Annotated in this window: 23 protein-coding genes; 19 read left to right on the forward strand and 4 right to left on the reverse strand. The window is 63.0% G+C overall.

Going from position 1 to position 25,116, the window contains the following annotated elements; translation table 11 throughout:
- Positions 1 to 19 precede the first annotated feature (19 nt).
- Positions 20 to 802, reverse strand: a complete 783-nt coding sequence (gene xth / locus SS05631_RS06085) for an exodeoxyribonuclease III (RefSeq protein WP_037422952.1) — start codon at positions 800 to 802, stop codon at positions 20 to 22.
- Positions 803 to 980: 178 nt separating this feature from the next.
- Here xth and SS05631_RS06090 point away from each other — a divergent pair, with 178 nt between their 5' ends.
- Positions 981 to 2,444: a phosphatidylserine/phosphatidylglycerophosphate/cardiolipin synthase family protein gene (locus SS05631_RS06090; RefSeq protein WP_037422949.1), complete on the forward strand. Its 1,464-nt coding sequence runs from the start codon at positions 981 to 983 to the stop codon at positions 2,442 to 2,444.
- 16 nt (positions 2,445 to 2,460) lie between these two features.
- Here the strand turns inward: SS05631_RS06090 and erpA are convergent, their stop codons facing one another.
- On the reverse strand, positions 2,461 to 2,793 hold the full coding sequence (gene erpA, locus SS05631_RS06095) for an iron-sulfur cluster insertion protein ErpA (RefSeq protein WP_037422946.1): 333 nt from the start codon (positions 2,791 to 2,793) through the stop codon (positions 2,461 to 2,463).
- Between the two features lie 193 nt (positions 2,794 to 2,986).
- Here erpA and SS05631_RS06100 point away from each other — a divergent pair, with 193 nt between their 5' ends.
- The 14 genes from SS05631_RS06100 to SS05631_RS06170 all read left to right on the forward strand — a co-directional run bounded on the left by SS05631_RS06100 (position 2,987) and on the right by SS05631_RS06170 (position 18,868).
- The gene (locus SS05631_RS06100; protein WP_037422943.1) at positions 2,987 to 4,204 is read left to right on the forward strand and encodes a deoxyguanosinetriphosphate triphosphohydrolase; all 1,218 of its coding nucleotides are present in this window, start codon (positions 2,987 to 2,989) and stop codon (positions 4,202 to 4,204) included.
- A gap of 99 nt (positions 4,205 to 4,303) precedes the next feature.
- A complete protein-coding gene (gene argS, locus SS05631_RS06105; RefSeq protein ID WP_037423034.1) occupies positions 4,304 to 6,064 on the forward strand; it encodes an arginine--tRNA ligase in 1,761 nt (586 codons plus the stop codon).
- Positions 6,065 to 6,127: 63 nt separating this feature from the next.
- The gene (locus SS05631_RS06110; protein WP_095677938.1) at positions 6,128 to 9,136 is read left to right on the forward strand and encodes an SPOR domain-containing protein; all 3,009 of its coding nucleotides are present in this window, start codon (positions 6,128 to 6,130) and stop codon (positions 9,134 to 9,136) included.
- A gap of 144 nt (positions 9,137 to 9,280) precedes the next feature.
- Positions 9,281 to 10,297 carry a beta-N-acetylhexosaminidase gene (nagZ, locus tag SS05631_RS06115; RefSeq protein ID WP_037422918.1) on the forward strand — a complete coding sequence of 339 codons (1,017 nt, stop codon included), beginning with the start codon at positions 9,281 to 9,283 and terminating at the stop codon, positions 10,295 to 10,297.
- Positions 10,298 to 10,444: 147 nt separating this feature from the next.
- Complete coding sequence (locus tag SS05631_RS06120; RefSeq protein WP_037422898.1) at positions 10,445 to 11,308, forward strand: ScpA family protein; 864 nt, start codon at positions 10,445 to 10,447, stop codon at positions 11,306 to 11,308.
- A complete protein-coding gene (gene scpB / locus SS05631_RS06125) occupies positions 11,301 to 12,026 on the forward strand; it encodes an SMC-Scp complex subunit ScpB (protein WP_037422895.1) in 726 nt (241 codons plus the stop codon). Before SS05631_RS06120 ends, scpB begins: the two co-directional genes overlap by 8 nt.
- Before the next feature lie 71 nt (positions 12,027 to 12,097).
- Entirely contained in the window at positions 12,098 to 13,207 is a 1,110-nt protein-coding gene (locus tag SS05631_RS06130) for an ABC transporter ATP-binding protein (RefSeq protein WP_037422892.1), read from the forward strand.
- A gap of 91 nt (positions 13,208 to 13,298) precedes the next feature.
- Complete coding sequence (locus SS05631_RS06135) at positions 13,299 to 13,505, forward strand: twin-arginine translocase TatA/TatE family subunit (RefSeq protein ID WP_018239649.1); 207 nt, start codon at positions 13,299 to 13,301, stop codon at positions 13,503 to 13,505.
- A 70-nt stretch (positions 13,506 to 13,575) separates the two neighbouring features.
- Positions 13,576 to 14,289, forward strand: coding sequence for a Sec-independent protein translocase protein TatB (tatB, locus tag SS05631_RS06140; RefSeq protein WP_037422887.1), 714 nt, complete (start codon positions 13,576 to 13,578; stop codon positions 14,287 to 14,289).
- Positions 14,286 to 15,128: a twin-arginine translocase subunit TatC gene (gene tatC / locus SS05631_RS06145; RefSeq protein WP_037422884.1), complete on the forward strand. Its 843-nt coding sequence runs from the start codon at positions 14,286 to 14,288 to the stop codon at positions 15,126 to 15,128. The genes tatB and tatC overlap by 4 nt, the downstream gene beginning before the upstream one ends.
- 139 nt (positions 15,129 to 15,267) lie before the next feature.
- On the forward strand, positions 15,268 to 16,551 hold the full coding sequence (gene serS, locus SS05631_RS06155; RefSeq protein WP_037422881.1) for a serine--tRNA ligase: 1,284 nt from the start codon (positions 15,268 to 15,270) through the stop codon (positions 16,549 to 16,551).
- Between the two features lie 26 nt (positions 16,552 to 16,577).
- On the forward strand, positions 16,578 to 17,348 hold the full coding sequence (surE, locus tag SS05631_RS06160) for a 5'/3'-nucleotidase SurE (protein ID WP_037422878.1): 771 nt from the start codon (positions 16,578 to 16,580) through the stop codon (positions 17,346 to 17,348).
- Positions 17,345 to 17,998, forward strand: coding sequence for a protein-L-isoaspartate(D-aspartate) O-methyltransferase (locus SS05631_RS06165; RefSeq protein ID WP_037422875.1), 654 nt, complete (start codon positions 17,345 to 17,347; stop codon positions 17,996 to 17,998). The genes surE and SS05631_RS06165 overlap by 4 nt, the downstream gene beginning before the upstream one ends.
- A 219-nt stretch (positions 17,999 to 18,217) precedes the next feature.
- Positions 18,218 to 18,868 carry a hypothetical protein gene (locus tag SS05631_RS06170; protein ID WP_037422873.1) on the forward strand — a complete coding sequence of 217 codons (651 nt, stop codon included), beginning with the start codon at positions 18,218 to 18,220 and terminating at the stop codon, positions 18,866 to 18,868.
- 169 nt (positions 18,869 to 19,037) lie between these two features.
- Here SS05631_RS06170 and SS05631_RS31750 read toward each other — a convergent pair whose 3' ends face one another.
- Positions 19,038 to 19,184, reverse strand: a complete 147-nt coding sequence (locus tag SS05631_RS31750; RefSeq protein ID WP_234819527.1) for a hypothetical protein — start codon at positions 19,182 to 19,184, stop codon at positions 19,038 to 19,040.
- A gap of 118 nt (positions 19,185 to 19,302) precedes the next feature.
- Between SS05631_RS31750 and SS05631_RS06175 the strand changes: the two genes are divergently transcribed.
- Positions 19,303 to 20,565: a LysM peptidoglycan-binding domain-containing protein gene (locus SS05631_RS06175; RefSeq protein WP_244412259.1), complete on the forward strand. Its 1,263-nt coding sequence runs from the start codon at positions 19,303 to 19,305 to the stop codon at positions 20,563 to 20,565.
- A gap of 27 nt (positions 20,566 to 20,592) precedes the next feature.
- Here the strand turns inward: SS05631_RS06175 and SS05631_RS06180 are convergent, their stop codons facing one another.
- Positions 20,593 to 21,468 carry an ATP-binding protein gene (locus SS05631_RS06180; RefSeq protein ID WP_037422916.1) on the reverse strand — a complete coding sequence of 292 codons (876 nt, stop codon included), beginning with the start codon at positions 21,466 to 21,468 and terminating at the stop codon, positions 20,593 to 20,595.
- 313 nt (positions 21,469 to 21,781) lie between these two features.
- Between SS05631_RS06180 and yajC the strand changes: the two genes are divergently transcribed.
- From yajC to SS05631_RS06195, 3 genes are read left to right on the forward strand one after another with little or no spacing between them, the layout of a single operon-like run.
- Positions 21,782 to 22,114 (forward strand): preprotein translocase subunit YajC, encoded by a 333-nt coding sequence (yajC, locus tag SS05631_RS06185; RefSeq protein WP_037422867.1) that lies wholly within the window; start codon positions 21,782 to 21,784, stop codon positions 22,112 to 22,114.
- 48 nt (positions 22,115 to 22,162) lie between these two features.
- On the forward strand, positions 22,163 to 24,730 hold the full coding sequence (secDF, locus tag SS05631_RS06190; RefSeq protein ID WP_037422864.1) for a protein translocase subunit SecDF: 2,568 nt from the start codon (positions 22,163 to 22,165) through the stop codon (positions 24,728 to 24,730).
- A complete protein-coding gene (locus SS05631_RS06195) occupies positions 24,730 to 25,116 on the forward strand; it encodes an Mth938-like domain-containing protein (protein ID WP_037422862.1) in 387 nt (128 codons plus the stop codon). The genes secDF and SS05631_RS06195 overlap by 1 nt, the downstream gene beginning before the upstream one ends.

The raw sequence follows: 25,116 nt of genomic DNA on the forward strand, positions 1-25,116 counted from the left end.
GAAGCCCGGCGCTGCAGTGTCAAAAAGCAAATTCGGCAGCCACAGGCACGTGGTCGGACGGCTTTTCCCAGGCGCGGACATGCTTTTCGATCGATGTCGAAACCAGCTTGTCGGCGGCCTCGGGCGACAGCATCAGGTGGTCGATGCGGATGCCGAAATTCTTCTGCCAGCAGCCGGCCTGATAGTCCCAGAAGGAATAGAGCGGCACTTCATCCGTCGTCGCGCGTACGGCGTCGGTGAGGCCGAGATTGCGCAGCCGCCGGAAGGCCGAACGTGTCTCGGGCAGGAACAGCGCGTCGTTGCGCCACACATTCACGTCCCAGCAATCGTGGGCCTCGGGAATGACGTTGTAGTCGCCGGCGAGGATCAGCGGCTCTTCGAGCAGCAGCCTCTCCTTGGTAAAGGACGTGAGCCGCTGCATCCATCCGAGCTTGTAGGGATATTTCTCCGTGCCGACCGGATTGCCATTCGGCAGATAGAGGCAGCAGACGCGAATCGATCCGCCTGCAACGGAAAAGGCGCCCTCGATGAAGCGTGACTGCTCGTCGGAATCGTCGCCGGGCAGACCGCGGTTGACTTCGTCCGGCCGCAGCTTGGAAAGCAGCGCCACGCCGTTGAACCCTTTCTGCCCGTGGGTTTCGATGTGGTAGCCGAGCGCCTCGATCTCCTCCCGCGGGAAGGCATCGTCGACCGACTTGATCTCCTGCAGGCAGGCGATGTCCGGGTTCGATGCCTTGAGCCAGGAAACGAGACCGTCGAACCGCGCCTTGACGCCGTTGATGTTCCAGGTGGCGATCTTCATGGGCCGCATCTGCCTTTCTTTTGTCGAGTCGTTTTAGCGGCTGCGATTTCTTTTGACAAATCCCCAGCGAGAGGCGGAATTGCCGCTAAGAGGCCCATTTCCTTGCGCGTTCGCTGAAGGAAATCCAGCCGTCGGTGGCGGAATTGATTCCTCATTCGGTCCGTCTATAGTCCCGCGCATGATCGCGTTCATCGAGAACTATTGGCCGCATTTCCTGGCGCTCCTGTCCTTCGCGCTGGGGGTGCCGGCGATCATTCATGCGGCGATGACGAAGGACGATGTCCGCGCCGCGGCCGGCTGGGTCGGCGTCGTTCTCCTCTCTCCGGTCATCGGCGCGGCCATCTATGCGGTAGCCGGCATCAACCGCATTCGCCGATCCTCGATCGGCCTGCAGCGCTCGCTCCTGCGCGCGAGCGGCCCGGACCCGTTTCTCGGTTCCGACGTCACGGATGAAAACGTGGCAGTCCGATTCGGGCAGCGATTCGCGGCGATGAAAATTCTCGGCGATCGCGTATCACGTTTCTCCATGTCGACCGGGAACCACATCACCACGCTGGAGGGCGGCGACGAGGTCTATGGGGCAATGCTCGAGGCGCTCGCCGGCGCTCGCCGCAGCATCCTCTTCGAAAGCTATATCTTCGATCGCGACCAGATCGGGCTTCGCTTTGCCGATGCGCTGATCGCCGCAGTCAAGCGCGGCGTCAGCGTGCGGGTCCTGATCGACGCGGTCGGCGCCCGCTATTCCGTGCCGAGCATCGTCGGCTATCTCCAGGAGGGAGGCGTCACGACGGCCGTCTTCAACGGCAACATCATCATCGGCCTGCGGCTGCCCTATGCCAATCTCAGGACCCACCGGAAGATCGTCGTCGTCGACGGCGGGGTCGCCTTCACCGGCGGCATGAACATTCGCGCCGGCTTCACTACCGAGGTCGCCGGGATCGCCGCTTCCTACGACACGCATTTCCGCGTCGCCGGGCCGATCGTCGCCGACATCTTCCAGGTGGCGGCCGAAGACTGGCAATTCTCGAGCGGAGAGTTGCTGTCGGGCGAAGCCTGGCGGCTGGCGGATCTTGAGGAGCGGGGCGATGTGCCGTCGGTGCTGATGCGCGCCGTGCCCTCGGGACCCGACAGCACCAACGAGACCAACCACAAGATGCTGATGGGCGCCTTCTCGATTGCGCGTCGGCACATCCGGGTGATGTCGCCCTATTTCCTGCCGGATAGGGAGCTCATCAGCGCGCTGGTGACGGCTGCGCGACGAGGCGTCGAAGTCGACATCATCGTGCCCGCGGTCAACAATCTGACGCTCGTGGACCGCGCCATGACGGCGCAATTCGACCAGGTGCTCGAAGGCCATTGTCGCGTGTGGCGGGCGAAGGGAAGCTTCAACCATTCGAAATTGATCGTCGTCGACGGCCATTGGGCCTATGTCGGATCGAGCAATCTCGATCCGCGCTCGCTGCGGCTGAATTTCGAATTCGACCTCGAGATTCTCGATGACGCCTTTGCGCAGGCGATCAGCGAGAAATTCTGCGCTGTGCGCGAGATGGCCGCCGAGGTGACGCTCGCGAGCCTTGAAGCCGAACCCATACTCAACCGGCTTGCGAACCGCCTGCTCTGGCTGGGCTCACCCTATCTGTAGAGGCAGTGGGAAGAGGCTAGACGGAGAAGCTTGTTCCGCAGCCGCAACTTGCAACGGCATTCGGATTCTTGATCTGGAACGACTGGCCGAGCAGGTTGTCGACGAAGTCGATTTCCGAACCGCCCATATAGACGAGCGAGAGGCTGTCGATCAGCACTTTCGCATTGCCCTTCTCGAGAACCAGATCGTCGTCGTTTTCCTTGTCCACCAGGTCGAACTTGTAAGAAAAGCCTGAACAGCCGCCGCCTTCCACGGAGACTCGCATCGCCGTCTTGTCGTGCTCGGTCTGGAGTATGGCGGCGATGCGCCGGGCGGCCGCATCCGAAAGCGTCACTGTATCCTGTATCATGTCTGGCCTCCTGCCGGGGTCAAGAACCGGAGAGATTCGTTTGCAACCTGGCGCTACAATTGCTGGGCTCGAGAGGCAAGCCACCGGGATCAGCGGTGATTGACCAGCTATTCCCTCGTCGCTTTCCTGCAACGCATACTATAGGTATGAAGGCTTGAATGTCCCGTCAATGGGACGGCATCACAGGTGTGAAATGGCATTCGACAGACAGGCGCTCGGCTTCGGTTATGGTGAGCACGCGATCTTTGCTTCCAATCCCTGGGCATCACGCGGCCGGCTCTATCCCGAAGCTTCTAGTCCGACGCGTTCCGATTTTCAACGCGACCGCGACCGCATCGTCCACACGACCGCCTTCCGTCGCCTGAAGCACAAGACCCAAGTGTTCATTGCCGCCGACGGCGATCACTACCGCACCCGGCTGACGCACACGATCGAAGTCGCGCAGATCGCCCGCGCCCTGGCTCGGGCCTTGAAGCTCGACGAGGACCTGGCCGAGGGGGTGGCGCTGGTCCATGATTTCGGCCATACGCCCTTCGGCCATACCGGCGAGGATGCGCTGCACGAGGTGCTGAAACGCTATGGCGGCTTCGACCACAATGCGCAGTCGCTACGCATCGTCACCAAGCTCGAGCGCCGCTACGCGGAATTCGACGGCCTGAATCTCACCTGGGAGAGCCTCGAAGGACTAGTCAAGCACAATGGCCCGCTGATGACGCCGGAAGGCGAGGGCATCCGCGGACCGGTGCCGCAGCCGATCCTGGATTATTGCGCCGTCCATGATCTCGAATTGGCAAGTTTCGCAAGCCTCGAAGCCCAGGTCGCAGCAATCGCCGACGATATCGCCTATAATACCCATGACATCGACGATGGATTGCGAGCAGGGTACTTGACGCTCGACATGCTGGAGGAGGTGCCGTTCCTTGCCCGCCTGATGCGCGACGTGCACGACCGCTATCCCGGCCTGGACGATGGCCGCTTCACCCACGAGATCATGCGCCGGCAGATCACCGCAATGGTCGAGGACGTCATCGGCGTCGCCCAGGCGCGTCTGCGCGAAGTTCGACCCGAGAGCGCGAGCGACGTGCGCAAGGCCGGCAGGGTTATCGCCATGTTCTCCGAGGAGATGAGCGAGACCGACCGGCAGATCAAGAACCTGCTGATGACACGCATCTATCGCCACCCGGAGGTGATGCGCGTGCGGCAGGCGGCGGCATCGATCGTCACCGATCTCTATCGGGCGTTCATGGCCGACCCGCTGTTGATGAAGGAACACTACTGGATCGACCAGATCGCCGGGATGACCGAGCCGGCCTGCGCGCGCCATGTGGGAGACTATCTCGCCGGCATGACCGATACCTTCGCGATCAGCGTGCATCGGCGCTTGTTTGACCACACGCCGGATTTGCGGTAGTGACGCGCCGCGCGGAGGCTGCAGGTTCCTACGGACCCGGCCTCCTTTTTGAGTTTTGCGCCATTCTCCAGTTGGACTGGGAAAGAGCGGATGGATCAGATGAACCTTTTCACAGACTTCGAATCAAGAGTTAAAAACATTCTGGAATCGCTTGATATCGTTCGTGAAAAGCGATCAGAGATCGATTTTGGACGGGTCAATGTGGAGCCGCCGCGTGACCTCAGCCACGGTGACGTGGCGACGAACGCGGCAATGGTCCTCGCAAAGTCGCTGGGCACGAACCCGCGCGCCCTTGCCGATCTCATCGTCGACAAGTTGCGCCAGGATCCGGAGGTCGCCGACGTGTCCGTTGCCGGGCCCGGGTTCATCAATGTCCGGTTGTCGGTCTCCTATTGGCAGAAGCTTCTTTCGGCGATGGTGCGGGCGGGCACGGATTTCGGACGCAGCACTATCGGTGCCGGGCGGAAGGTGAACGTCGAATATGTTTCGGCGAACCCGACCGGGCCGATGCATGTCGGCCATTGCCGCGGCGCCGTCGTCGGCGATGCCCTGGCCAACCTTCTCGCCTTCGCCGGCTACGACGTCACCAAGGAATACTACATCAACGACGCCGGCTCGCAGATCGACGTGCTCGCCCGCTCGGCCTTTCTGCGCTACCGGCAGGCGCTCGGCGAAGAGATCGGCGAGATACCGCCGGGGCTTTACCCCGGCGATTACCTCGTACAGGTCGGCGAGGCGCTTGCCGACGAATTCGGCACGAGCCTCAGGATCATGCCGGAAGACAAGTGGATGCCGCTCGTCAAGGAGCGCGTCATCGACGCGATGATGGCGATGATCCGTGAGGACCTGGCCGCGCTCAACGTCAACCACGACGTCTTCTTCTCCGAACGGATGCTGCACGACAATGGCGCAGCGCGGATTCGCACCGCGATCAACGACCTGACCTTCAAGGGACATGTCTACAAGGGCACGCTGCCGCCGCCGAAGGGCCAATTGCCCGAGGATTGGGAGGACCGCGAGCAGACGCTGTTCCGTTCCACCGAAGTGGGGGACGACATCGACAGGCCGCTCATCAAGTCGGACGGCAGCTATACTTACTTCGCCGCCGACGTTGCTTATTTCAAGGACAAGTTCGACCGAGGCTTCCACGAGATGATCTACGTCCTCGGGGCCGACCACGGCGGCTACGTCAAGCGCCTGGAAGCCTTGGCGCGGGCGATATCCGATGGCACGGCGAAGCTGACTGTATTGCTGTGCCAGCTGGTCAAGCTTTACCGGAACGGCGAGCCGGTGAAGATGTCGAAGCGCTTGGGCGACTTCGTGACGCTAAGGGACGTGGTCGATGAAGTCGGTCGGGACCCGGTCCGGTTCATGATGCTCTACCGGAAGAATTCGGAGCCGCTAGACTTCGACTTTGCTAAGGTGACGGAACAGTCGAAGGACAACCCGGTCTTTTACGTTCAGTATGCGCATGCACGCTGCTGCTCGGTGTTCCGCCAGGCGAAAGAAGCTTTCCCGGATCTCGACTTGCCTTCGATCGATCTTGCCGGTGCAGTTATCGGAGCGATCGTCGATCCTGCCGAATTGCAGCTCGTCGCCAAGCTCGCAGAATATCCTCGCGTCGTCGAGGCCGCAGCACTCTCGCAGGAGCCTCATCGAATCGCTTTTTACCTGTATGATCTTGCTGCAGCCTTCCACGCTCTCTGGAACAAAGGTAAAGAAAATCCGGAATTACGTTTTGTTAACGATAAGAACAGAGAATTAAGCATTGCCAGACTCGGGCTGGTGCATGCTGTCGCCTCGGTATTGAGGTCGGGTCTGTCCGTTACGGGCACCTCGGCGCCGGAAGAGATGCGGTAAGTAGTGTCACCATTTCCCCACAATGCGCTGGCAATTCAACGCAGGCAGTTGTGAGTGGAAACTATGGCAGACAAACAATTCGCACGAAGCGGGCCGGCAGAATTCGACAAATTGGCCGATGATGATCCGTTGAGCGAACTTGCCCGCATTGTCGGTTACGATGCTCGGCCAGCAGTTCAGCAACTGCAGGAGTTGCAGCGACACCAGGAGACGATCCGGCGCGATCCGGCCTTCGATCTCGAAGACGAGCTGCTGCGCGCATTCGACAGCTATGACGCCCCGCGCGCGGCACCGGTCCACCCCGATAGCGGGCTTGTCGAGCATCCGGCCGCGACTGCGGCGGGCTCGCCTGAGCCTGTGCTGGAAAGCCGAGAGCCGGAAAGCCAAGCGCCGCTCATGGAGCCGTCGGCGCCGGCCGTAGAACGCGCTGCAGAACTCTCCGGTGAGCCGGTAGCGTTTTCTCCAGAAGAAGATCAGGTGCCGAGCGATCGCGAGGCGGATGTCTTTGTGACGCAGGACGTCGATTCCGCCGTCGATCTGGAACGCGAACTCGAACTATCGCTCGGCTATGAAGATCTGTCGGCCGAGGCCGCGCCCGTTGGCGACGGCATGCAGCCGGTCCAGCAGCCCGAGACCCCGGACCTCCCGGTATTCGAAGACTGGCAGGAGCCGCTTGCCTCCAGGCTCGCTGCGGCCGGCAAGGCTGCCGAACGCGCCCATATCGCGGAACCGGTTTACCTGGATATGGCGGAGCCCGAACAGCCGCAGGAGGCAGCGGTCACCGAGGCGGTTGCTGCGCATGTGTCGCCGGCCCTGCCGCCCGAACCGGCGGCTCCCGAGCCCGTGGATCGGCTGCTCGCCGATGTGGAGCGCTTTCCGATAATACCGATCGTCCCGGCTGCAGCCGTTGCGGCCGCATCGGTTGCCGCGCAGCCGGCGCCCGCTGTTTCCGCGCCTGTCGCAAAGAAGAACACTTACCCCTTTACGCCGATGTTCAGCCGCGCGACGCCCGTCGCGTCGGCAGCCGGTGCATCTCAGCAGCGCGCCTACGCCACTCCGATCCCGGCGCCTGCCGCCGTGCAGGCGCCGGCTCCGGCCGTCGCCCCTGAGGCGCCCGCCGTGCGGGAAGCGGAGTTCGCGCAAAACGTAGCGCCGCAGGCCGAGTCCGAGCCGAGCTTCGATCTCGATGATTTCGAGCTGGAACTCGCCGACATTGCGCTGGACATGGATCTGTTGAAAGACGATGCGCCGAAGGCGGCTGCGGAAGCGCCTCCGGCCGTGGGACATCCTGCGCTGGTGGAGCCGGAGGCTCAGCCGTTCCTGCAGGCGCTTGCTCCGGTGAACGCGCCGAAGGCAGTTGCCGAAGCGCCTCCGGTCGCAGGGCATCCTGCGCTGGTGGAGCCGGCGGCTCAGCCGTTCCTGCAGGCACTTGCTCCGGTGAGCGCGCCGGAACTGCGTCGCGAACAGGCGCCGGTGTCAGCAGTGGATCAAGCCCCCGGGGTTGCCGAGGCCGTAGAAACGTCATCGGAAAGTCCGCTGCCTTTCGATCCCGCCATGATCGGTGAGATGGAAAGCGGCGTTGCGCCGATCGCCGATCTCGATGTCCCGCAGCTTCCGTCGCTGGAAGCCGAAGAGAAACCGGTTTCCTATCCTGGCGATTTCGACCTCGATATCGACGCGGAAATGGCACAGCTCTTCAATACGCCGGCGCCGGCCGCAAAGAGCGGACGCTCGAGCCAGGCCGACGCCGCGCCCGCAGCGCGCGCCGGATCGGCGGGCAATGGCGGCGCGCCGCTCGCGTCGCTCGACGACTTCGAGGAATTCGAGAAGGCGATGGAAGAGGACTTCCAGCGTTCCATGTCGGAGCGCCGCAGCGCCGCGCAGGACGCCGAGCGGCTGGCGGCGATGCCGCGGGCCGAGAGCGAAGATTTCGCCGAACAGGGCTATGGCCGCCGCTCGCAGCGCACGATGCTGCTGGCTGCAAGCGTGGCCGGTGTCATCATCCTCGGCGGCGCCGCCGTCTACGCCTGGATGGGCGGAAGCAGTGCTGTCCTGTCGGGCGACGGCCCCAGGATCATCCTAGCCGACAAGGACCCGGTCAAGATCGTCCCGGAACAGAAGGGCGGCAAGACCGTGCCGAACCAGGACAAAGCGGTCTACGACCGGGTGGCCGGCGACCAGGGCACCGCTCCGCGCCAGGAGGCTCTGGTCTCCTCGACGGAAGAACCGATGGACGTGGTGCAGAGAACGCTGACGCCGGAATCCCTGCCGCTTGAAGGCAGTGAAAACGGGGACGCCTTGCCTGGCGTATCTCCGCCGGAAGAGGAAGAAGTCGCGCGTCTGACGCCTGATGCATCTGCGGACAATGCCGCTGCCGAAGAGGAAGCTGCCCCGGCTGTGGCGCCGCGCAAGGTGCGGACCATGATCGTCAAGCCGGACGGCACGCTCGTTCCCCGTGACGAGCCGACCGAAAGCGCCAGCGCGGCTACGGCTGCTGCTCAGTCCATTCCCGCCGATGCTTCGGCGGAGGCGGGCGCCTCCGGGTCTGAGGGCAAGGCAGCGGTCGCGGTGGCGGCAGCCGAGCTGCGCACCGCCGAAGAACCTGCCGCGCCGGCCGGGAAGGTCGCGCTTGCGGCACCGAGTGAGCCGGCCGGGAACGAGGTCGCGCCCGTCCGCAGCGTCAAGACGACGGCCGTCGGCAGCGAGCCGACCCCATCGGCGAAACCCGCCGCAGAAGCCCCTGCGGCTGCAGCGCCGGAAGCTAAGCCGGCCACGGAAACGGCGGCTGCACAGCCCGCCGCGCCGCTCGCGACCGCGTCCGTTCCGGCCGGCAGCTACGTCGTCCAGATTGCCTCGCTGCCCTCCGAGGCCGAGGCGCAGAAGAGCTACAACAATCTCTCGGCCAAGTTCGCGAGCGTCATCGGCGGCCGCGGAGTGGATATTCGCAAGGCGGAGATTGCCGGCAAGGGTACCTATTACCGCGTCAGGATACCGGCTGGTTCGCGGGAAGAGGCCAATGCCCTTTGCTCGCGCTACAAGAGCGCCGGCGGAAGCTGCCTCGTGACGAAGTAGCCGCGAAGGCTTGAAAGAAATTAGGCGGGCGCGGCAGCAATGCCGCGCCCGTTTCGTTACGCGCGATGCGCTTGCCTGTGCATGGAGGCGCCGGCAGACGCTTTGCGACTTCGCGGTTCGGTCGCGGGCCATTATGATCGGCATATGAGCGAATCAAAGGCATTCATCTCGGGCTGCAAAGGCCTTTCCCTCACGGCAGAAGAGCGCAGCTTCTTCGCCGGCGAGCGCCCTTGGGGCTTCATTCTCTTCGGTCGCAACATCGGCGAGAAAGATCAGATCTGCGATCTCGTCGCGGCCCTGCGCGACAGCGTCGGCAATCCGAAAGCACCGGTCCTCATCGACCAGGAGGGCGGCCGCGTCCAGCGCATTCGCCCGCCGCTCGCGCAGCAATATCCGAGCGGTGCAGCCATCGGCGAGATCTACCGGCGCGACGTTGAAATGGGGCTGCGTGCCGCGTGGCTGCTCGGCCGTCTGCATGCCTTCGATCTCATGCGGCTCGGCATCACGGTCGACTGCCTGCCGGTTCTCGACGTGCCGGTGCCCGGCAGCCATGACGTCATCGGCAACCGCGCCTATGGCCACGATGCGGCGATTGTGACGGCGATCGGCCGTGCCGTCGGCGAAGGCCTGAAAGCGGGCGGCATGCTGCCGGTGATGAAGCACATGCCGGGCCATGGCCGCACCTTCGTGGATTCGCACCACAACCTGCCGGTGGTCGACGCCTCGTTGGACGAACTGAAGCGTGTCGATTTCCAGCCATTCGCCGCCATGAGGGACGAGGTGATGGCGATGTCGGCGCATATGGTGTTCACGGCGATCGACCCCGACAATCCGGCAACCACCTCTTCCAAGGTCGTGCGGGAGATCATCCGCGGCTATATCGGCTTCGACGGCCTGTTGATGTCCGACGACGTTTCCATGAACGCACTTGCTGGCGATATGACCACCCGCGCCCGGGGAATTGTCGACGCAGGGCTCGATCTCGTCTTGCATTGCCACGGCATTATGGAAGAAATGAAGGCGGTCGCCTATGTCGTCCCGGTTCTGTCGGGAGACCGGCTGCGCCGCGCGAAGGCTGCCGAGGCCGCCTTCCGACAGCCTGACGGTTCGGACGAAGACATATTGCGAGCGGAGTTCAATGCGATGTTCTCGCTCGCCTAGGGCATTCTGCTTGCGAGCGGATATGTCGAAGGCAGAAAAGATGCGTTGGATTCAAAGCGGTAGAGAGTTCTTTTGTGCCTTCGCATGAAGGTGGGGGCGCTCTAGTTGGTAAACGCGGCTACGCCGCGTTGAAAGGGCATAGGGTCGATGGGGTCTGACGAAAGGCAGGGGCAACTGGTGGCAAAGGCGCCGATGGAGCCTTTGTGGCAGGACGAGTCTGCCGATCGCGGCTTGCACGAGGAAGAACTCGTCGTCGACATTGGCGGCTTCGAGGGCCCGCTTGACCTGCTTCTGCATCTTGCGCGCAGCCAGCGCGTCGATCTTTCACGAATCTCCGTTCTTGCGCTTGCCGAGCAGTATATCGCCTTCATCGAGCGGGCGCGCTCGATCCGCATCGAGCTTGCCGCCGATTACCTCGTCATGGCGGCATGGCTTGCCTATCTGAAGTCGCGCCTGCTGATTCCCCAGCAGTCGAAGGACGAGGGCCCCTCGGGCGAGGAGATGGCGTCCGCCCTGGCTTTCCGGCTGAAGCGTCTCGAGGCGATGCGCGATGCCGCGACGCGGCTGGTCAACCGCAACAGGCTGGGCCGAGACGTCTTCGGACGCGGTGCGCCTGAGCACCTCGTATCGGAACGAAAGTCCGGCTACGACGCTTCGCTCTACGATTTGCTGACGGCCTACGCTACGCTCCGGCAACGGCAGGCGATAACCCAGGTAACGATTGAGAAGCGCCATGTCTGGTCGCTTTCCGATGCGCGCCTCATCCTCGCCAGGATGGTCGGCAGCCTCGAAGACTGGACCGCGCTCGATCATTTCCTCATCCGCTACATGACGGGCCCGAAGGAGCGCGCAACCGCAATCGCGAGTTCTTTTGCCGCGTCGCTCGAGCTGGTGCGGGAGGGACGGTTGGAAATCCGGCAGGAAGCCGCTTTCGCACCGATCTATCTAAGGCGAGGGCCGAAGCCGATCGATGCCGCGACCCTGGCGGAAATGGAGGCAGCGCGTGGCTGAGGCGCAAAAATACCTGCCCGGACTACCCGACGACGAGGATGAACTCGAGATGTTCATCGATCCAGGGCTGGCGGAGGAGGCGGAGCGGATCGCCGAAGCGCTCGTCTTCGCATCGGCGCAGCCAATCTCCGAGAGCTATATCGCCAGCCGGATACCCCGGGGCGTCGATGTCGGCCGTGTCATGGCACGGCTGAAAGCGTCCTATGCGAGCCGCGGCGTCAATCTCGTTCAGGTCGCCGATCACTGGGCGTTCCGCACCGCGGCCGATCTCTCCTTCGTCGTGCAAACTGACGAGCAGGAGATCAAGAAGCTCTCGCGCGCCGCGCTCGAAGTCCTGGCCATTATCGCCTATCACCAGCCGGTGACGCGTGCGGAGATCGAGGACATCCGCGGCGTTCAGACCTCCAAAGGCACGCTCGATGTACTGATGGAGGCGGGCTGGGTGCGGTTTCGCGGCCGAAGACGCACGCCGGGGCGGCCGGTCACATTCGGAACGACGCGGGATTTCCTCGATCACTTCGGGCTGGAAGAAATCCGCGATCTCCCGGGCATCGAGGAATTGAAGGGCGCCGGTCTCCTGTCCGGTCGGGTTCCCTCCAACCTGCATATCCCGGTCCCTGTCGGTGAGGACGAACTTTCAGACAATGAGGATCCCATCACCCAGATGGACCTCGAGGAACTGGGCCTCTTGACTCCGAAGGCTGAAGGGGACGATTAGGAATCCTGAGTGGGGCTATCGGCTTTAGGGCCGCTATCCCTCCGGAAGGCCTTCGGTCAAGGAATGCGGGCATGGGTTCAGACACGCTCAACGGCGCCGTTGCGACGACGAGACGCCAGGGTGTGTCCTTTGCGGCGAGCCTCGCATTCGAAAACATCAGCCACCGCTATCACTCGAAGGACACGATCAAGAACGTCTCGCTGACTGCCGAGGCCGGCGAAGTGCTGTGCCTGCTCGGCCCCTCCGGGTCCGGCAAGACAACCTTGCTGCGGATCGCGGCCGGCATCGAGATGCAGACCGGCGGCCGGCTTCTGCTGAACGGGCAGGAAATATCCGGTCCCTCCGTCTTCCTGCCGCCGGAAAGGCGTGGCGTCGGGCTGATGTTCCAGGATTTCGCGCTCTTCCCGCACATGACCATTCGCGACAATGTCTGCTTCGGCTTGAACGACCTGCCGAAGAAGGAGGCTTTGATCCAGGCCGATGCGGCGCTCGATCGCGTGGGGCTGTTTCATTACGCAGATCGTTACCCGCATGTGCTTTCAGGCGGCGAGCAGCAACGGGTGGCGCTCGCGCGGGCGCTCGCCCCGCGGCCGGCGGTGCTGTTGATGGACGAGCCTTTCTCCGGTCTCGATTCCCGCCTGAAGGATTCCATTCGTGCCGATACGCTGGCGATCCTCCGCGAAACGCGGGCGACGGCGATCGTCGTCACCCATGACGCGGAAGAGGCCATGCGCATGGCCGACCGTATAGCGCTCCTGAAGGATGGCTGCCTCGTTCAGGTCGGCACCGCCGACGAGCTCTATCGCAAGCCCTGCAATCTGTTTGCCGCCGGGTTCTTCTCCGAGATCAACGTGTTCGATGCGCGTGTGCGCGGCGGCCGCGTCGAAACGCCGCTCGGTGACGTGCCTGCCGGGGAATACAAGGAGGGGCAGCCCTTGAGCGTGGCGGTGCGGCTCTCCGGTGTTCAGTTGAAGCCGGAGGGCGGCGACATCCCGGCGCGCATCCTGTCTCGACGCTTCCTGGGCGTCGTCGAGTTGCTGGAACTCGCCGTGCCGCAGTCGGAGCGGACGGTACGGGCCCGCATTCGGGCCGATCTGTTGCCGACAGGATTGCGTGACGTCACGCTTTCCGTTAACGAGCGCGACATATTGGTGTTTGAAAAAGACGCCTCGACATCTTAGGTTCGGTCACAATGACGGCGCGCCTTCAAGCGGCGCCTGAAAAATGACAACGTGATGGCTTTGAATCGATAAAGCCTGAGGGAGTAAGTGGATGGGTTCGTTTAGCATCTGGCATTGGCTGATCGTCCTGGTGGTCGTGCTGCTGTTGTTTGGTCGTGGCAAGATCCCGGAATTGATGGGCGACGTTGCCAAGGGCATCAAGAACTTCAAGAAGGGCATGACCGACGAGGACGCTGCCTCGGCCGACAAGACGATCGACGGCAAGACCGTCGAGCACAAGTCCGACGAAGTCCGCTGACGATCGGAAATGGCCAACCGGCGCGCCTAGCGTCCGGTGAGCCGCATTACGGGTTTGTAGGGCGCGTCGGATGCTTGATATCGGCTGGACCGAGCTTGTTGTTATTGCAATCGTCTTGATCGTCGTCGTCGGACCGAAGGACCTGCCGCCCATGCTGCGGGCCTTCGGACGAATGACGGGGCGGATGCGGGGCATGGCCTCCGACTTCCGCCGCCAGTTCGATGAAGCGCTGCGGGAGGCCGATCTCGACGAGGTTCGCAAGACGATCAGCGATGCGCAAAGCCTCAATCCGACCACCGCATTGCGCGATGCCATGAACCCGCTGCGGCAGCTCGGAAACGAGATCAAATCCGATCTGCAAAGGGCGACGACGCCCGACGCTCCGGCCCAACCGGTCGCGCCCGAGGCTCCTGTCACGCCTGCACCACAAATCGAGCCGGCGACTGCGCCCGCTGGAATGCCGGCGAAGCCGGTCGAGACGGTGGCAGCCGCGGCCGTCGGGTCTGCCTCCCGGCAGATGCAACGCGCAGCGGCGGACGAGGCAAAGGTGGCGGAATCGAAGGCGACCGAGGCGACGCCGAAGCGTGCCGCTAAGCCGAGAGCAGCTTCGCAGAAGGCGGCGAGCGCCAAGGGACCGGCAATCAAGGCAGCCACCAAGAAAGCCGCCGCTACGGCCGCGCCGAAGAAAGCGGCGACTAGGAAGACCACAGCCGGCGACCGCGTGGCCCCCGTCCGAACCGAGAAGACAAGCGCATCTGCGCGCAAGAAAAAAGGTGACGCATGAGCGGCGATATCGAGGACAAGCCGCAGCCGTTGATCGAGCACCTGATCGAGCTTAGGGCGCGGTTGATGTGGGCGGTCGGCGCGTTCTTCGTCGCTTTCCTGGTCTGCTTCTATTTCGCCAAGCAGCTGTTCAATCTCCTCGTCCTGCCGTTCAAGTGGGCGGTGAGCTGGGCCGGTCTCAGCCATCGTAACGTGGAACTCATCTACACCGCGCCGCAGGAGTTTTTCTTCACCCAGATCAAGGTGGCGATGTTCGGCGCGCTGGTGATCGCCTTTCCGGTAATCGCCTCGCAGGTCTATAAGTTCGTCGCGCCCGGGCTCTACAAGAACGAGCGCGCCGCCTTCCTGCCGTTCCTGGTTGCGTCTCCACTCCTTTTCCTGCTCGGCGGGGCGCTGGTTTACTTCTTCTTCACCCCGATGGTCATGTGGTTCTTCCTGGCCATGGAGCAGGGCGGTGGAGAGGGGCAGGTTGCGATCCAGCTGCTGCCGAAGGTCTCGGAATATCTGAGCCTGATCATGTCGCTGGTGTTCGCCTTCGGCCTGGTCTTCCAGTTGCCGGTCGTCACCACGCTACTGGCGCGCGTCGGTTTCGTCACCTCGCAGGGGCTCGCCGAGAAGCGCAAATATGCGATCGTCATCGCTTTCATCGTCGCGGCCGTGCTGACGCCGCCGGATCCGGTTTCCCAGATCGGTCTTGCGCTGCCAGCCATCCTTCTCTACGAGATTTCAATCTATACGGCGCGACTCGTTGAAAGGCAGCGGGAAGCTGAATCACTTGCAGGCGAGTCTGCGTCTTCGCAGGAAGGTTCTTCGGGTACGGTCGGGCCCGCCCAGGGCTGATCTAATCGCGCCGTGACCTGCAGCGCCGCGCGTTTTATCAGACGCGCAAAGGTCGCTGTAGCACTTCGAATTGCTGCATGTCTCCTCAAATCGAGGTCGATCTGAGGAGACATGCAGCAGACCAACGCGTGGGACGACTATGCTCGACATCAAATGGATTCGTGAGAATGCTGGCCTGCTCGACAATGCGCTGGCGAAGCGGGGCGCGGAGCCGTTGTCGGCATCGCTGATCGCGCTTGACGAGCGCCGCCGCACGGTCTTGCAATCGCTGCAGGAGATGCAGTCGCGCCGCAACGCCGCCTCGAAGGAAATCGGCGCCGCCATGGCGCAGAAGAACGGCGAACTCGCGGAAAAGCTCAAGGCCGAGGTCGCCGAACTCAAGGACGCCCTGCCGGCTGCCGAAGAGGAAAGCCGCCGGATCGAAGCCGAGCTCAACGATACGCTCTCGCGCATCCCGAACGTTCCGCTTGAGGACGTCCCGGTCGGTCCGGACGAGAGCGGCAATGTCGTGAAGCGCACCGTCGGCGCCAAGCCCACGTGGAATCACAAGCCGCTCGAGCATTTCGAAATCGGCGAAGCCTTGGGGTTCATGGACTTCGAAGGGGCCGCACGCATTGCCGGCTCGCGCTTCACCATTCTGAAGGGTCAGCTTGCCCGCCTGGAGCGCGCCCTCGGCCAATTCATGCTGGACCTGCATACGCAGGAGCACGGCTATATCGAGGTGCAGCCGCCACTGCTCGTCCGCGACGATGCGATGTATGGAACCGGCCAGCTGCCGAAATTCGCGGAAGATCTCTTCCGCACGACGGACGATCGCTGGCTGATCCCGACGGCGGAGGTTCCACTGACGAACATGGTGCGCGAGCAGATCATCGAGGGCGAAAAGCTGCCGCTGCGCTTCACGGCCCTGACGCCATGCTTCCGCTCGGAGGCGGGGTCTGCCGGCCGCGACACACGCGGCATGCTTCGCCAGCATCAGTTCAACAAGGTCGAACTGGTGTCGATCACCGACGCCGAGACCTCGATCGACGAGCATGAGCGGATGACGGCCTGCGCCGAGGAGGTGCTGAAAGGGCTCGGGCTCCACTACCGGGTCATGACGCTCTGCGCCGGCGACATGGGCTTCGGCGCACGCAAGACCTACGATCTCGAGGTCTGGCTGCCGGGGCAGGATACTTACCGCGAAATCTCGTCCTGCTCGGTCTGCGGCGACTTCCAGGCGCGGCGCATGAATGCACGCTACCGCACCAAGGAGGAAAAGGGCACGAAATTCGTCCATACGCTGAACGGTTCCGGCGTCGCTGTCGGCCGCGCGCTGATCGCCGTCATCGAGAACTATCTGAATGACGACGGCTCGGTCTCCGTTCCGGAGGTTCTCGTCCCCTATATGGGCGGTCTTAGACGCATCGAGAAGGCGGCCTGAAGCGCGGGCAAGCGAAAGAGACCGGCATGCGCATCCTGCTGACCAATGACGATGGCATTCATGCCGAAGGGCTTTCTGTCCTCGAGCGAATCGCCCTGGCGATCTCGGACGATGTCTGGGTCGTCGCTCCGGAAGTGGACCAGAGCGGCCTTGCCCATTCGCTGACGCTGTCGGAGCCGCTGCGATTGCGGCAGGTGGCGGAGAGGCGTTTCGCCCTTAGGGGAACGCCGACCGACTGCGTCATCATGGCAGCGCGCAAGATCCTCGACCGTAGGCCGGATCTCGTCCTTTCGGGCGTCAATATCGGCGCCAATCTCGCCGACGACGTCACCTATTCAGGCACGGTCGCCGGCGCAATCGAGGGCACACTGCAGGGAATCCGGTCGATCGCCGTCAGCCAGGCTTACCGGCATGCCGTCGGCGGCGCAGTCTCATGGGACGTGGCCGAGACCCATGCGCCCGCCCTGATCCGTACCTTGATGGATGTCGCGCTTCCGGATGGCACGCTCCTCAATGTGAACTTCCCCGATTGCGCGGCCGATGCGGTGGCGGGCGTCGAAGTGACCTCACAAGGCAAGCTCGAATTCGGCCTCAGCATCGACGAACGCATCGATGGCCGCGGATTTCCCTATTTCTGGCTCCGCTTCGGCGAGCGCTCCGGCGACTTCCGCTCCGGCACCGACATTCACGCTGTGCGCGAAAACCGGATTTCGGTAACCCCGCTTAAACTGGATATGACCGACTATACCGTCCAGGAGCGCATTGCGCGCGCACTGCGGGAAGGGACAGGCGCTTGAACGGACGCGTTTCGCAGCAGGAAGGCTTTGCAGCGATGGCGCTGCGCCTTCGTTCCGCCGGCGTGGTCAATCACGATTTGCTCAAGGCCGTCGAGCAGACGCCGCGCAGCATTTTCTGTCCGCCGCAGTACCAGGACGAGGTCTATTCCAAACGATTGATACCGCTCGACTGCGGTTCGTTCATGGAAGGTTGCGACTTGGCAGTCCGCCTGCTGCATTGCCTGAACATCAAACCGGGCCAGCGGATTCTCGAGGTCGGGACAGGCAGCGGCTTCACCGCCGCAGTGATGGGGCGCATCGCCGAACGCATCCTGACGATCGACCGCTACCAGACATTGGTGAGTTCGGCGCAGAAGAACCTCGAAAAAGCTGGCATCCGCAATGTCGTGGTCAGGCAGGCGGATGGCAGTTCCGGAGTGCCGGGCGAGGGGACCTTCGACCGAATTCTTATCACCGCCGCCTTCGGCAGCCTGCCTCGAATGTTTTCCGACCATCTCGTCTCGGGCGGTACTCTGCTCGTGCCGATCATGATGAGCGAAACACAGTGCCGCATCGTGCGGGTCAGCCGGACGGGCAGCCGTTTCGATCGTGAAGACCTGTTCGATGCGCCCTATCTTCCGATCGTACCGCAGCTCGCATCGTTTCTTTGATGGACGGGTGATCTGATTCTCGGCTGCCGGAGGTGGCTGAGGCACCGCTGCGCCGTTCCCTCGACGCAGCAAACCCCTTGCGGATCAGCCTGTTAACCCATTCTTAACCAAATCCAGCTTCGCGCAAGCTTCAGCCCTTAGCCCGGACGGGCACGATGGCTGAAGGCGCGTTTGCCTCGACGGCGACCCGCTCCCTCGTGCCAGTGACGGAGACGGTGGATGGAGATTGCGAACAGGCTGACGGCAGCGACGACGGGCGACGGTTTGGGCAATCTCGCCGGCCGTCCCGCCGGGCAGGTCGTCTCCGGAAGCAAGGACGATGGCGGCGTCCAGGCAACTCCGACAAGCTTTTTCGATCCGACGCCACGCATTTCGCTGTCGGTCGATGCGTTGCTCTATCTCAGCCGGACAAGAAAGGCGCCGGAGAAACTGCCGCCCTTGACCCGGGACGAGTGGAACAACACGCTTTCCCCACAGCTGGCTGCGCGCGAATATCAGGCCTTTGGGAAGCATGCCGAGACCGGCGACTACAAGGCTTATTATAGTTCCTTCATCGACTACTATGACAGCCTCCGCGCGGAGGACCAGAACAGCCTGCGTTATTTCGGCACGAGGGAGGCGGCTCTGGCCGGCTTGCGGTCGCTCGAATACGATGCCGGAAGCGGATTGGACACGGGCGGAAATTTCGAAAGACTCGTCAGCGTCTTCCTGGACGAGGACAAGGCTGTCTCTTCAGTCGGTTCCACCGATACGCCGGTCCGCGAAACACCCTTCGTCGGTTGGGACGTCGGCAGCATCAGCTATGAGGAGCAGCTGCCTGAATCGCGGTCGCTATCGGAAATCGAGCGCCTCTACTCCGAGCTCCTTTGAGCTGTTGCCTCTGCGGCATTTCGGGCGGAAAGGCTTCTGCGTCACGGATGCGCGGACATCCTATGGTTAGCATTTTGTCAAATGAGTCCCGCCCTTAACCGGCCGGTAACTCTAATGCGCTTTAATCATTCCACAGCGAGTTGCGTTCGGAGTGGGTAAGCGTCATGCGTCAATTTTCATCTCCCGGTGCAGGGAAGTCTTTGATCCGCCTGTGCGGGGCGGTTTTGCTGGCAAGCGTCGCGACCGGTTGCAGCTCCGACGTCAGCCGTTTCAACGGGCTCTTTTCGAGTTCGGATGACATCACCACCAGTTCCATCCCGGGGAATGTTCCACGTGGCGATATCTCCGGCGGCCAATTGGCCTCATCCGCAGGTTCCGGCGGCTCTTACGGCCAGGCTTTTCCGAGTTCCGCGCAGGCCGCGTCCTACGATCCGATGAGCACGGCGAGTACGCCGGTCTCCAGCGCCCGGGCCGCTTCGACGCCGGTCAGCGTTCAGCGTACCGCCTTAGCGGAGCCGGCGCCGGTCGCAACGCGTCAGCCGCAGGCGCTTCCCGCCGCCCGCCAACCGCAGCCCGTACTCGCAAAGGCTGAGCCGCTGCCGTCGGATCTCAAGACGACTCCGAACAAAGGTGGCTGGACGACGGCGAATGCGCCCACGATCATGGTGCGCCCAGGCGATACGGTTGCCGTGTTGGCCCGCCGCTTCGGAGTTCCCGAGAAGGAAATCCTCAAGGCGAACGGCTTGAAGTCGGCAAGCCAGGTCGAGCCAGGTCAACGCCTTATCGTCCCGACCTTTGGCGCTTCGAGCAGTGCAGCAAAGGCCGCAGCCTCTGGTTCCATTGCCGACTTCGAAGGCGGAAAGAGGCGGCCTTCGCCGCTTCCCACCGGCCAGCGCGAGATGGCGATCCTTCCCGGCCAGTCTCAGTCCCGCGAAAAGAGCGAAGGCCGCAACGATGTGGCCGCCGGCAAGCTTAACAATGCCGGTGCAGGCGACGGCTCGGATGGCGGTTACACCGTCAAGCCGGGGGATTCGCTGAACAAGATCGCCAAGGCCAACGGCGTGTCCGTCGCGGCGCTGAAGCAGGCAAACGGTCTGACGGCGGAAGCTATTCGCGTCGGCCAGAAGTTGAAGATGCCTGCAGCCGGAGCAGCGGCGACCGATGCCGTCGTCACGGCCTCCGTAACGGCCAAAACGGAAACGAAAGTGGCTTCGCTCGATCAGGGCAAGCCGGCGGAATACAAGGCTCCGGTCGCCAAGGAGAGCGTTTCGGACGTCGCTATCAAGACCGATATCGACCAGGAGTCTCCGAAGTCGACGGGCATCAGCAAATATCGCTGGCCGGTCCGCGGCGCGGTGGTTGCCGCCTATGGCGCCAATGTCGACGGCAACCGCAATGACGGTATCAATATTTCGGTGCCCGAAGGCACGCCGATCAAGGCGGCAGAGAACGGCGTGGTCATCTATTCCGGCAGCAGCCTCAAGGAACTGGGCAATGCCGTCCTGGTCCGCCACGATGACGGCACCGTCACGGTCTATGGCAACGCCTCGCAGCTCAAGGTTCAGCGCGGCGAGAAGGTCCAGCGCGGCCAGACGCTTGCCGCCTCCGGCATGACCGGCAAGGCGAGCCAGCCGCAGGTGCACTTCGAGGTTCGCAAGAATGCGACCCCGGTTAACCCGGCGACTTTCCTCGAATAGTCTTCATCGGGCGCCCTGCGCGCCCGATCATGCCGTCTCGTCCAGTTGACGGCGCAGACGGCCAGCCAGATCCTGAATGAATTGCCAGGCGACGCGGCCGGATCTCGATCCCCGCGTCGTCGCCCATTCGAGGGCGCCGGCATGCAGCGATGCCGGTTCGACGGGCAGATGGAAATAGCGCGCATAGCCGTCGACCATGGCCAAATAGTCGTCCTGGCTGCACTTGTAGAAGCCGAGCCATAGCCCGAAGCGATCCGAGAGCGAGACCTTTTCCTCGACCGCCTCCGAAGGATTGATGGCAGTCGACTGTTCGTTTTCCATCATGTCGCGCGGCAGAAGGTGTCGGCGGTTCGAGGTCGCATAGAGTACGACGTTTGCCGGGCGGCCCTCCACTCCGCCGTCAAGAACGGCCTTCAGCGACTTGTAGGACGTATCGTCGTGATCGAAGGAAAGGTCGTCGCAGAAAACGATCACCGGCATCGGGGCTTGCCGCAGGATGTCCATCAGCGCGGGGAGGGACGCGATGTCCTCGCGATGCACCTCAACGAGCTTGAGGCCGCCGCCGCTGTCGCGCGCCACCTTCGCATGTACCGCCTTGACCAGCGATGACTTGCCCATGCCGCGTGCGCCCCAGAGGAGCACGTTGTTCGCGGGAAAACCCTCTGCGAAGCGAAGCGTGTTGTCGAAGAGGATGTCGCGGACATGATCGACACCGGTGATCAACGAGAGATCGATGCGATTCGGTTTGGTGACCGGTTGCAAATGGCGGGTAACGGGGACCCAGACGAAGCATTCTGCTTCGTTCCAGTCGTTCTCCGCCGGCGCCGGCCCGGCGATCCGGTCGAGCGCTGCCGAAAGCCTCTGCACTTCATTGATCAGAATGTCGAGCTTGCTTTCGCGCATCATTATATCTCCGGGCATACTGGTCTGCGGGCTTGGCTCACGCTCCTGGCGAAAGATGCGGAGTCCGGTGCAGTTGCTTGATCTATCCGGCCGTTTCTCCGCCGGCGGTATGATTTTGTCGGTAGCACGGCGGTTTGCGCTGGAAAAGCCCGGCTCTCCGCCCTCAAGGGGTTCTCCTGTTGCGGAAATTATGTCAGAGGCAGGAGCAACGGAGAAGGGTGCCGACATTTGTGTCGTGGGATTGCTTCCCTATATTCCCGTCGGATTTCGCGCGGGCAAAGTAACCGCGTGGGTTGAACTCAAGGAGTGATCGATGTTCATTACCGAAGCTTTTGCGCAGACTGCCGCGCCCGCCGCCGGCGGGGCCGACATTTTGATGTCCATCCTGCCGTTCATCCTGATCTTCGTCGTCATGTACTTCCTGATCATTCGCCCGCAACGTGCGCAGATGAAGCGTCGCGAAGAGCTGTTGAAGAACATCCGCCGCGGCGATCAGATCGTTACCGGCGGCGGTATCATCGGCAAGGTGACGAAGGTTATCGACGATGCGGAACTCGAGGTCGAAATCGCCGAGGGAATCAAGGTCCGCGTCGCCCGCAGCGGCGTGTCCGAAGTCCGCGTGAAGGGTGAGCCCGTCAAGGAATAACCTCACCTGCCACGGCCGGCCGGGTCTGGCGATGGAGCATTTCAAGGCATGCCCAACTTCTCGCCGCTGAAGAACACCTTGATCTGGCTGGTCGTCCTGGCCGGTTTTGCCTTTGCTCTGCCGAACATCGTTCCGAGGGAGCAGCTTGCCGGATGGCCGGCATGGCTGCCGCATCGGCAGGTGCCGCTCGGCCTCGACCTCAAGGGCGGCTCCGATATCGTTCTGAAGGTTGATCGCGACAGCATCGTCGCGGACCGCCTGCAAGCCACGATCCAGGCCATCGCCCAAGCGCTGAGAGGCTCCGAAATCGGCTATACCGGCCTTTCCGGCAGCGGTCAGGAAATTCAGTTTCGGCTGCGCGATACGTCGCAGTTAGCGGCAGCCCGAGAGGCCCTCAATACACTCACCGCGCCGGTTGAGGCACCGGACCGGGCTGGCAATCCGATCCGGGAATTGGTCGTCGACGAGACGACGGCGCAGGAGCCGGTTCGGCTTCGCCTGACCAACGAGGGCATCGATTTCCGGCTCTCCGCGGCGCTCGCCCAGTCGATCGAGGCGGTGCGTCGCCGCGTCGGAGAAGTGGTGGCTGCGGAACCGGTGATCCAGCGCCGCGGCAGCGATCGCTTGAGCATCCAGATACCCGGCTTGGAGGATCCGCAACGGCTCAAGGATCTCCTCAGCCAGCGGGGCAGCGTTGCTTTCCGGTGGCTCGACCCATCGATACCGGCGCAGCAGGCCCTCGACACACGGCCGCCTGCCGCGTCGGAGGTGCTCTATTCGCTGGACGACCCGCCGGTGCCCTATCTGGTCGAAAGGCAGGCCTTCGCCTCCGCTGAGGACTTTGACGATGCGCAGCCCGGGACTGATCCTCAGACCGGCGAACCCGTGGTTGATATCAAGCTGACGGCTGAAGCGTCCACGCGGCTCGCAACGCTGTCGCAAGCTGCGTCGAACCGGCAATTCGCCATCGTGCTCGACGGACAGGTGGTCTCGACACCGGCGCTTGGGGACGTCATCGAAGGCGATATGGTCCGGCTCTCCGGCGACTTGTCGGAGGAGGGCGCGGAGAATTTCGCCGCTCTGCTGCGAGCCGGGCCGCTTCCCGCCTCACTGACGGTCATCGAAGAGCGCACGGTCGGTCCGGAAGTCGGCACGGACGCGATCGCCAACGGCTTAACGGCGGGGTTGGTCGCGGCAGCCGCGGTCGCCGCCTGCATGATCGGGTTCTACGGTTTCTTCGGCCTTGTCGCCGTGGTCGCTGTGATCGTCAACGTCGTGCTCATCATCGCGGTAATCTCCCTTCTCGGAATTACGCTGACCCTGCCGGGGATCGCCGGGATCGTTCTCACGATCGGGGTGGCGGTCGATTCGAATGTTCTCATCTACGAGCGGCTGCGAGAGGAGGTCCGCAACAGCAGTGAGCCGTTGCGCAAGGCCCTCGACAACGGCTTTTCACGCGTGTTGAGGAGCATAATCGATGCGAACCTGACGATGCTGATTGCGGGCGTCATCCTTTTCCTGCTTGGCACCGGGGCGATCAGCGGGTTTGCGACGACGCTCGCCATAGGCAGCGTCACGACCATCCTGACGGCGCATAGCCTGACCCGCCGGCTCATCCGCGGATGGTATCGCCGCCGCCGGCCGAAACATCTGCCAAGGGGTATCCGCACAGGCTTCTTTGCCGAGGCCGATATCCGCTTCATGGCCCTCCGCAATCCGGTGTTCATCCTGATGGCGTCGCTCTCGCTTGCTTCGCTCGTCCTGCTGGTGAGCCTCGGGCTCAACATGGGGGCCGACTTCAAGGGTGGTTCTCTTCTGGAGCTCCGGTCAAAGCAAGGCACAGCCGACGTCGCCGACGTCCGCGCCCGCCTCGACGAATTGAACCTCGGCGAGGTCCAGATTCAGGGGCTTGGCTCGGCGCGGGATATCCTGCTGCGCATCCCATCGCAGGAGGCAGGCGACAACGCCGATCAGACCGCAATGGGATTGGTCCGCGCCGAGCTCGAAGGTGACTACAGCTTCCGCCGTGTCGAGGTCGTCGGCCCGGCGGTGTCCGGAGAACTGACGCGCGCCGGTACGCTCGCAGTCGCGGCGGCGATACTCGCCATCATCCTCTATGTCTGGTTGCGCTTCGATTGGAAGTTTGCTGCCGGTGCCGTCATCACCACGCTTCACGACGTGCTGTTGACCGTGGGCTTCCTGGTCTTGACCGGCATCGAATTCAATCTCGCGAGCCTCGCAGCGCTTCTGACCATCGTCTGCTACTCGCTGAACGACACGATGGTGATCTACGACCGCGTCCGGGAGAACCTGGCGCGCTATCGGCGGATGCCGCTTTCGGTCTTGATCGACGCATCGATCAACCAGACCCTGTCGCGTACCATCCTCACGGCGACGACGACGGCGCTTGCCCTCGTTGCGCTTTACCTGTTCGGCGGGAGCCGCCTCGTGCAATCCTTCAGCGCGACGCTCCTCTTCGGGGTGGTTATCGGGACGGTTTCGTCGATCTATATCGCCGGGCCGGTGCTCATTCTCTTCAACCGTCGAAACAATCGTCTCGGCGGCGAGTTGGGAGGACGCGGGACGACGCCGGGTACGGCAACGGGGGCGGCCTGATGGCAAAAGGTATCGAAATGCGCGAAGCGCACTTTCCGGGACGCGCGCCTATCGACGCCTACGGCAATGGCGGCTTCCGCTTCGCCGACATGTCGCACCGCGGCTCGGTGCTGCTGCTGCCCTCCGGCGTCTATGCCTGGGACGTCGCCGAGGGGGATCCGCTGGCGATCGAGAAATTCCGGCGCGTTCTTGGCGAGGCTCACGCGATCGAAGTCCTGCTCGTCGGGACCGGCCGCGACATCAGACCCTTGCCGGCGGATCTGAAGGCAACATTGAAGGCCGCCGATATTTCGTCCGATCCGATGAATACCGGCGCGGCGGTTCGCACCTACAATGTCATGCTGGCAGAATCGCGCGCCGTCGCTGCAGCCCTGATTGCGGTGTGA

The sequence above is a fragment of the Sinorhizobium sp. CCBAU 05631 genome (assembly GCF_002288505.1).
Classification (GTDB): Bacteria; Pseudomonadota; Alphaproteobacteria; order Rhizobiales; family Rhizobiaceae; genus Sinorhizobium; species Sinorhizobium fredii_C.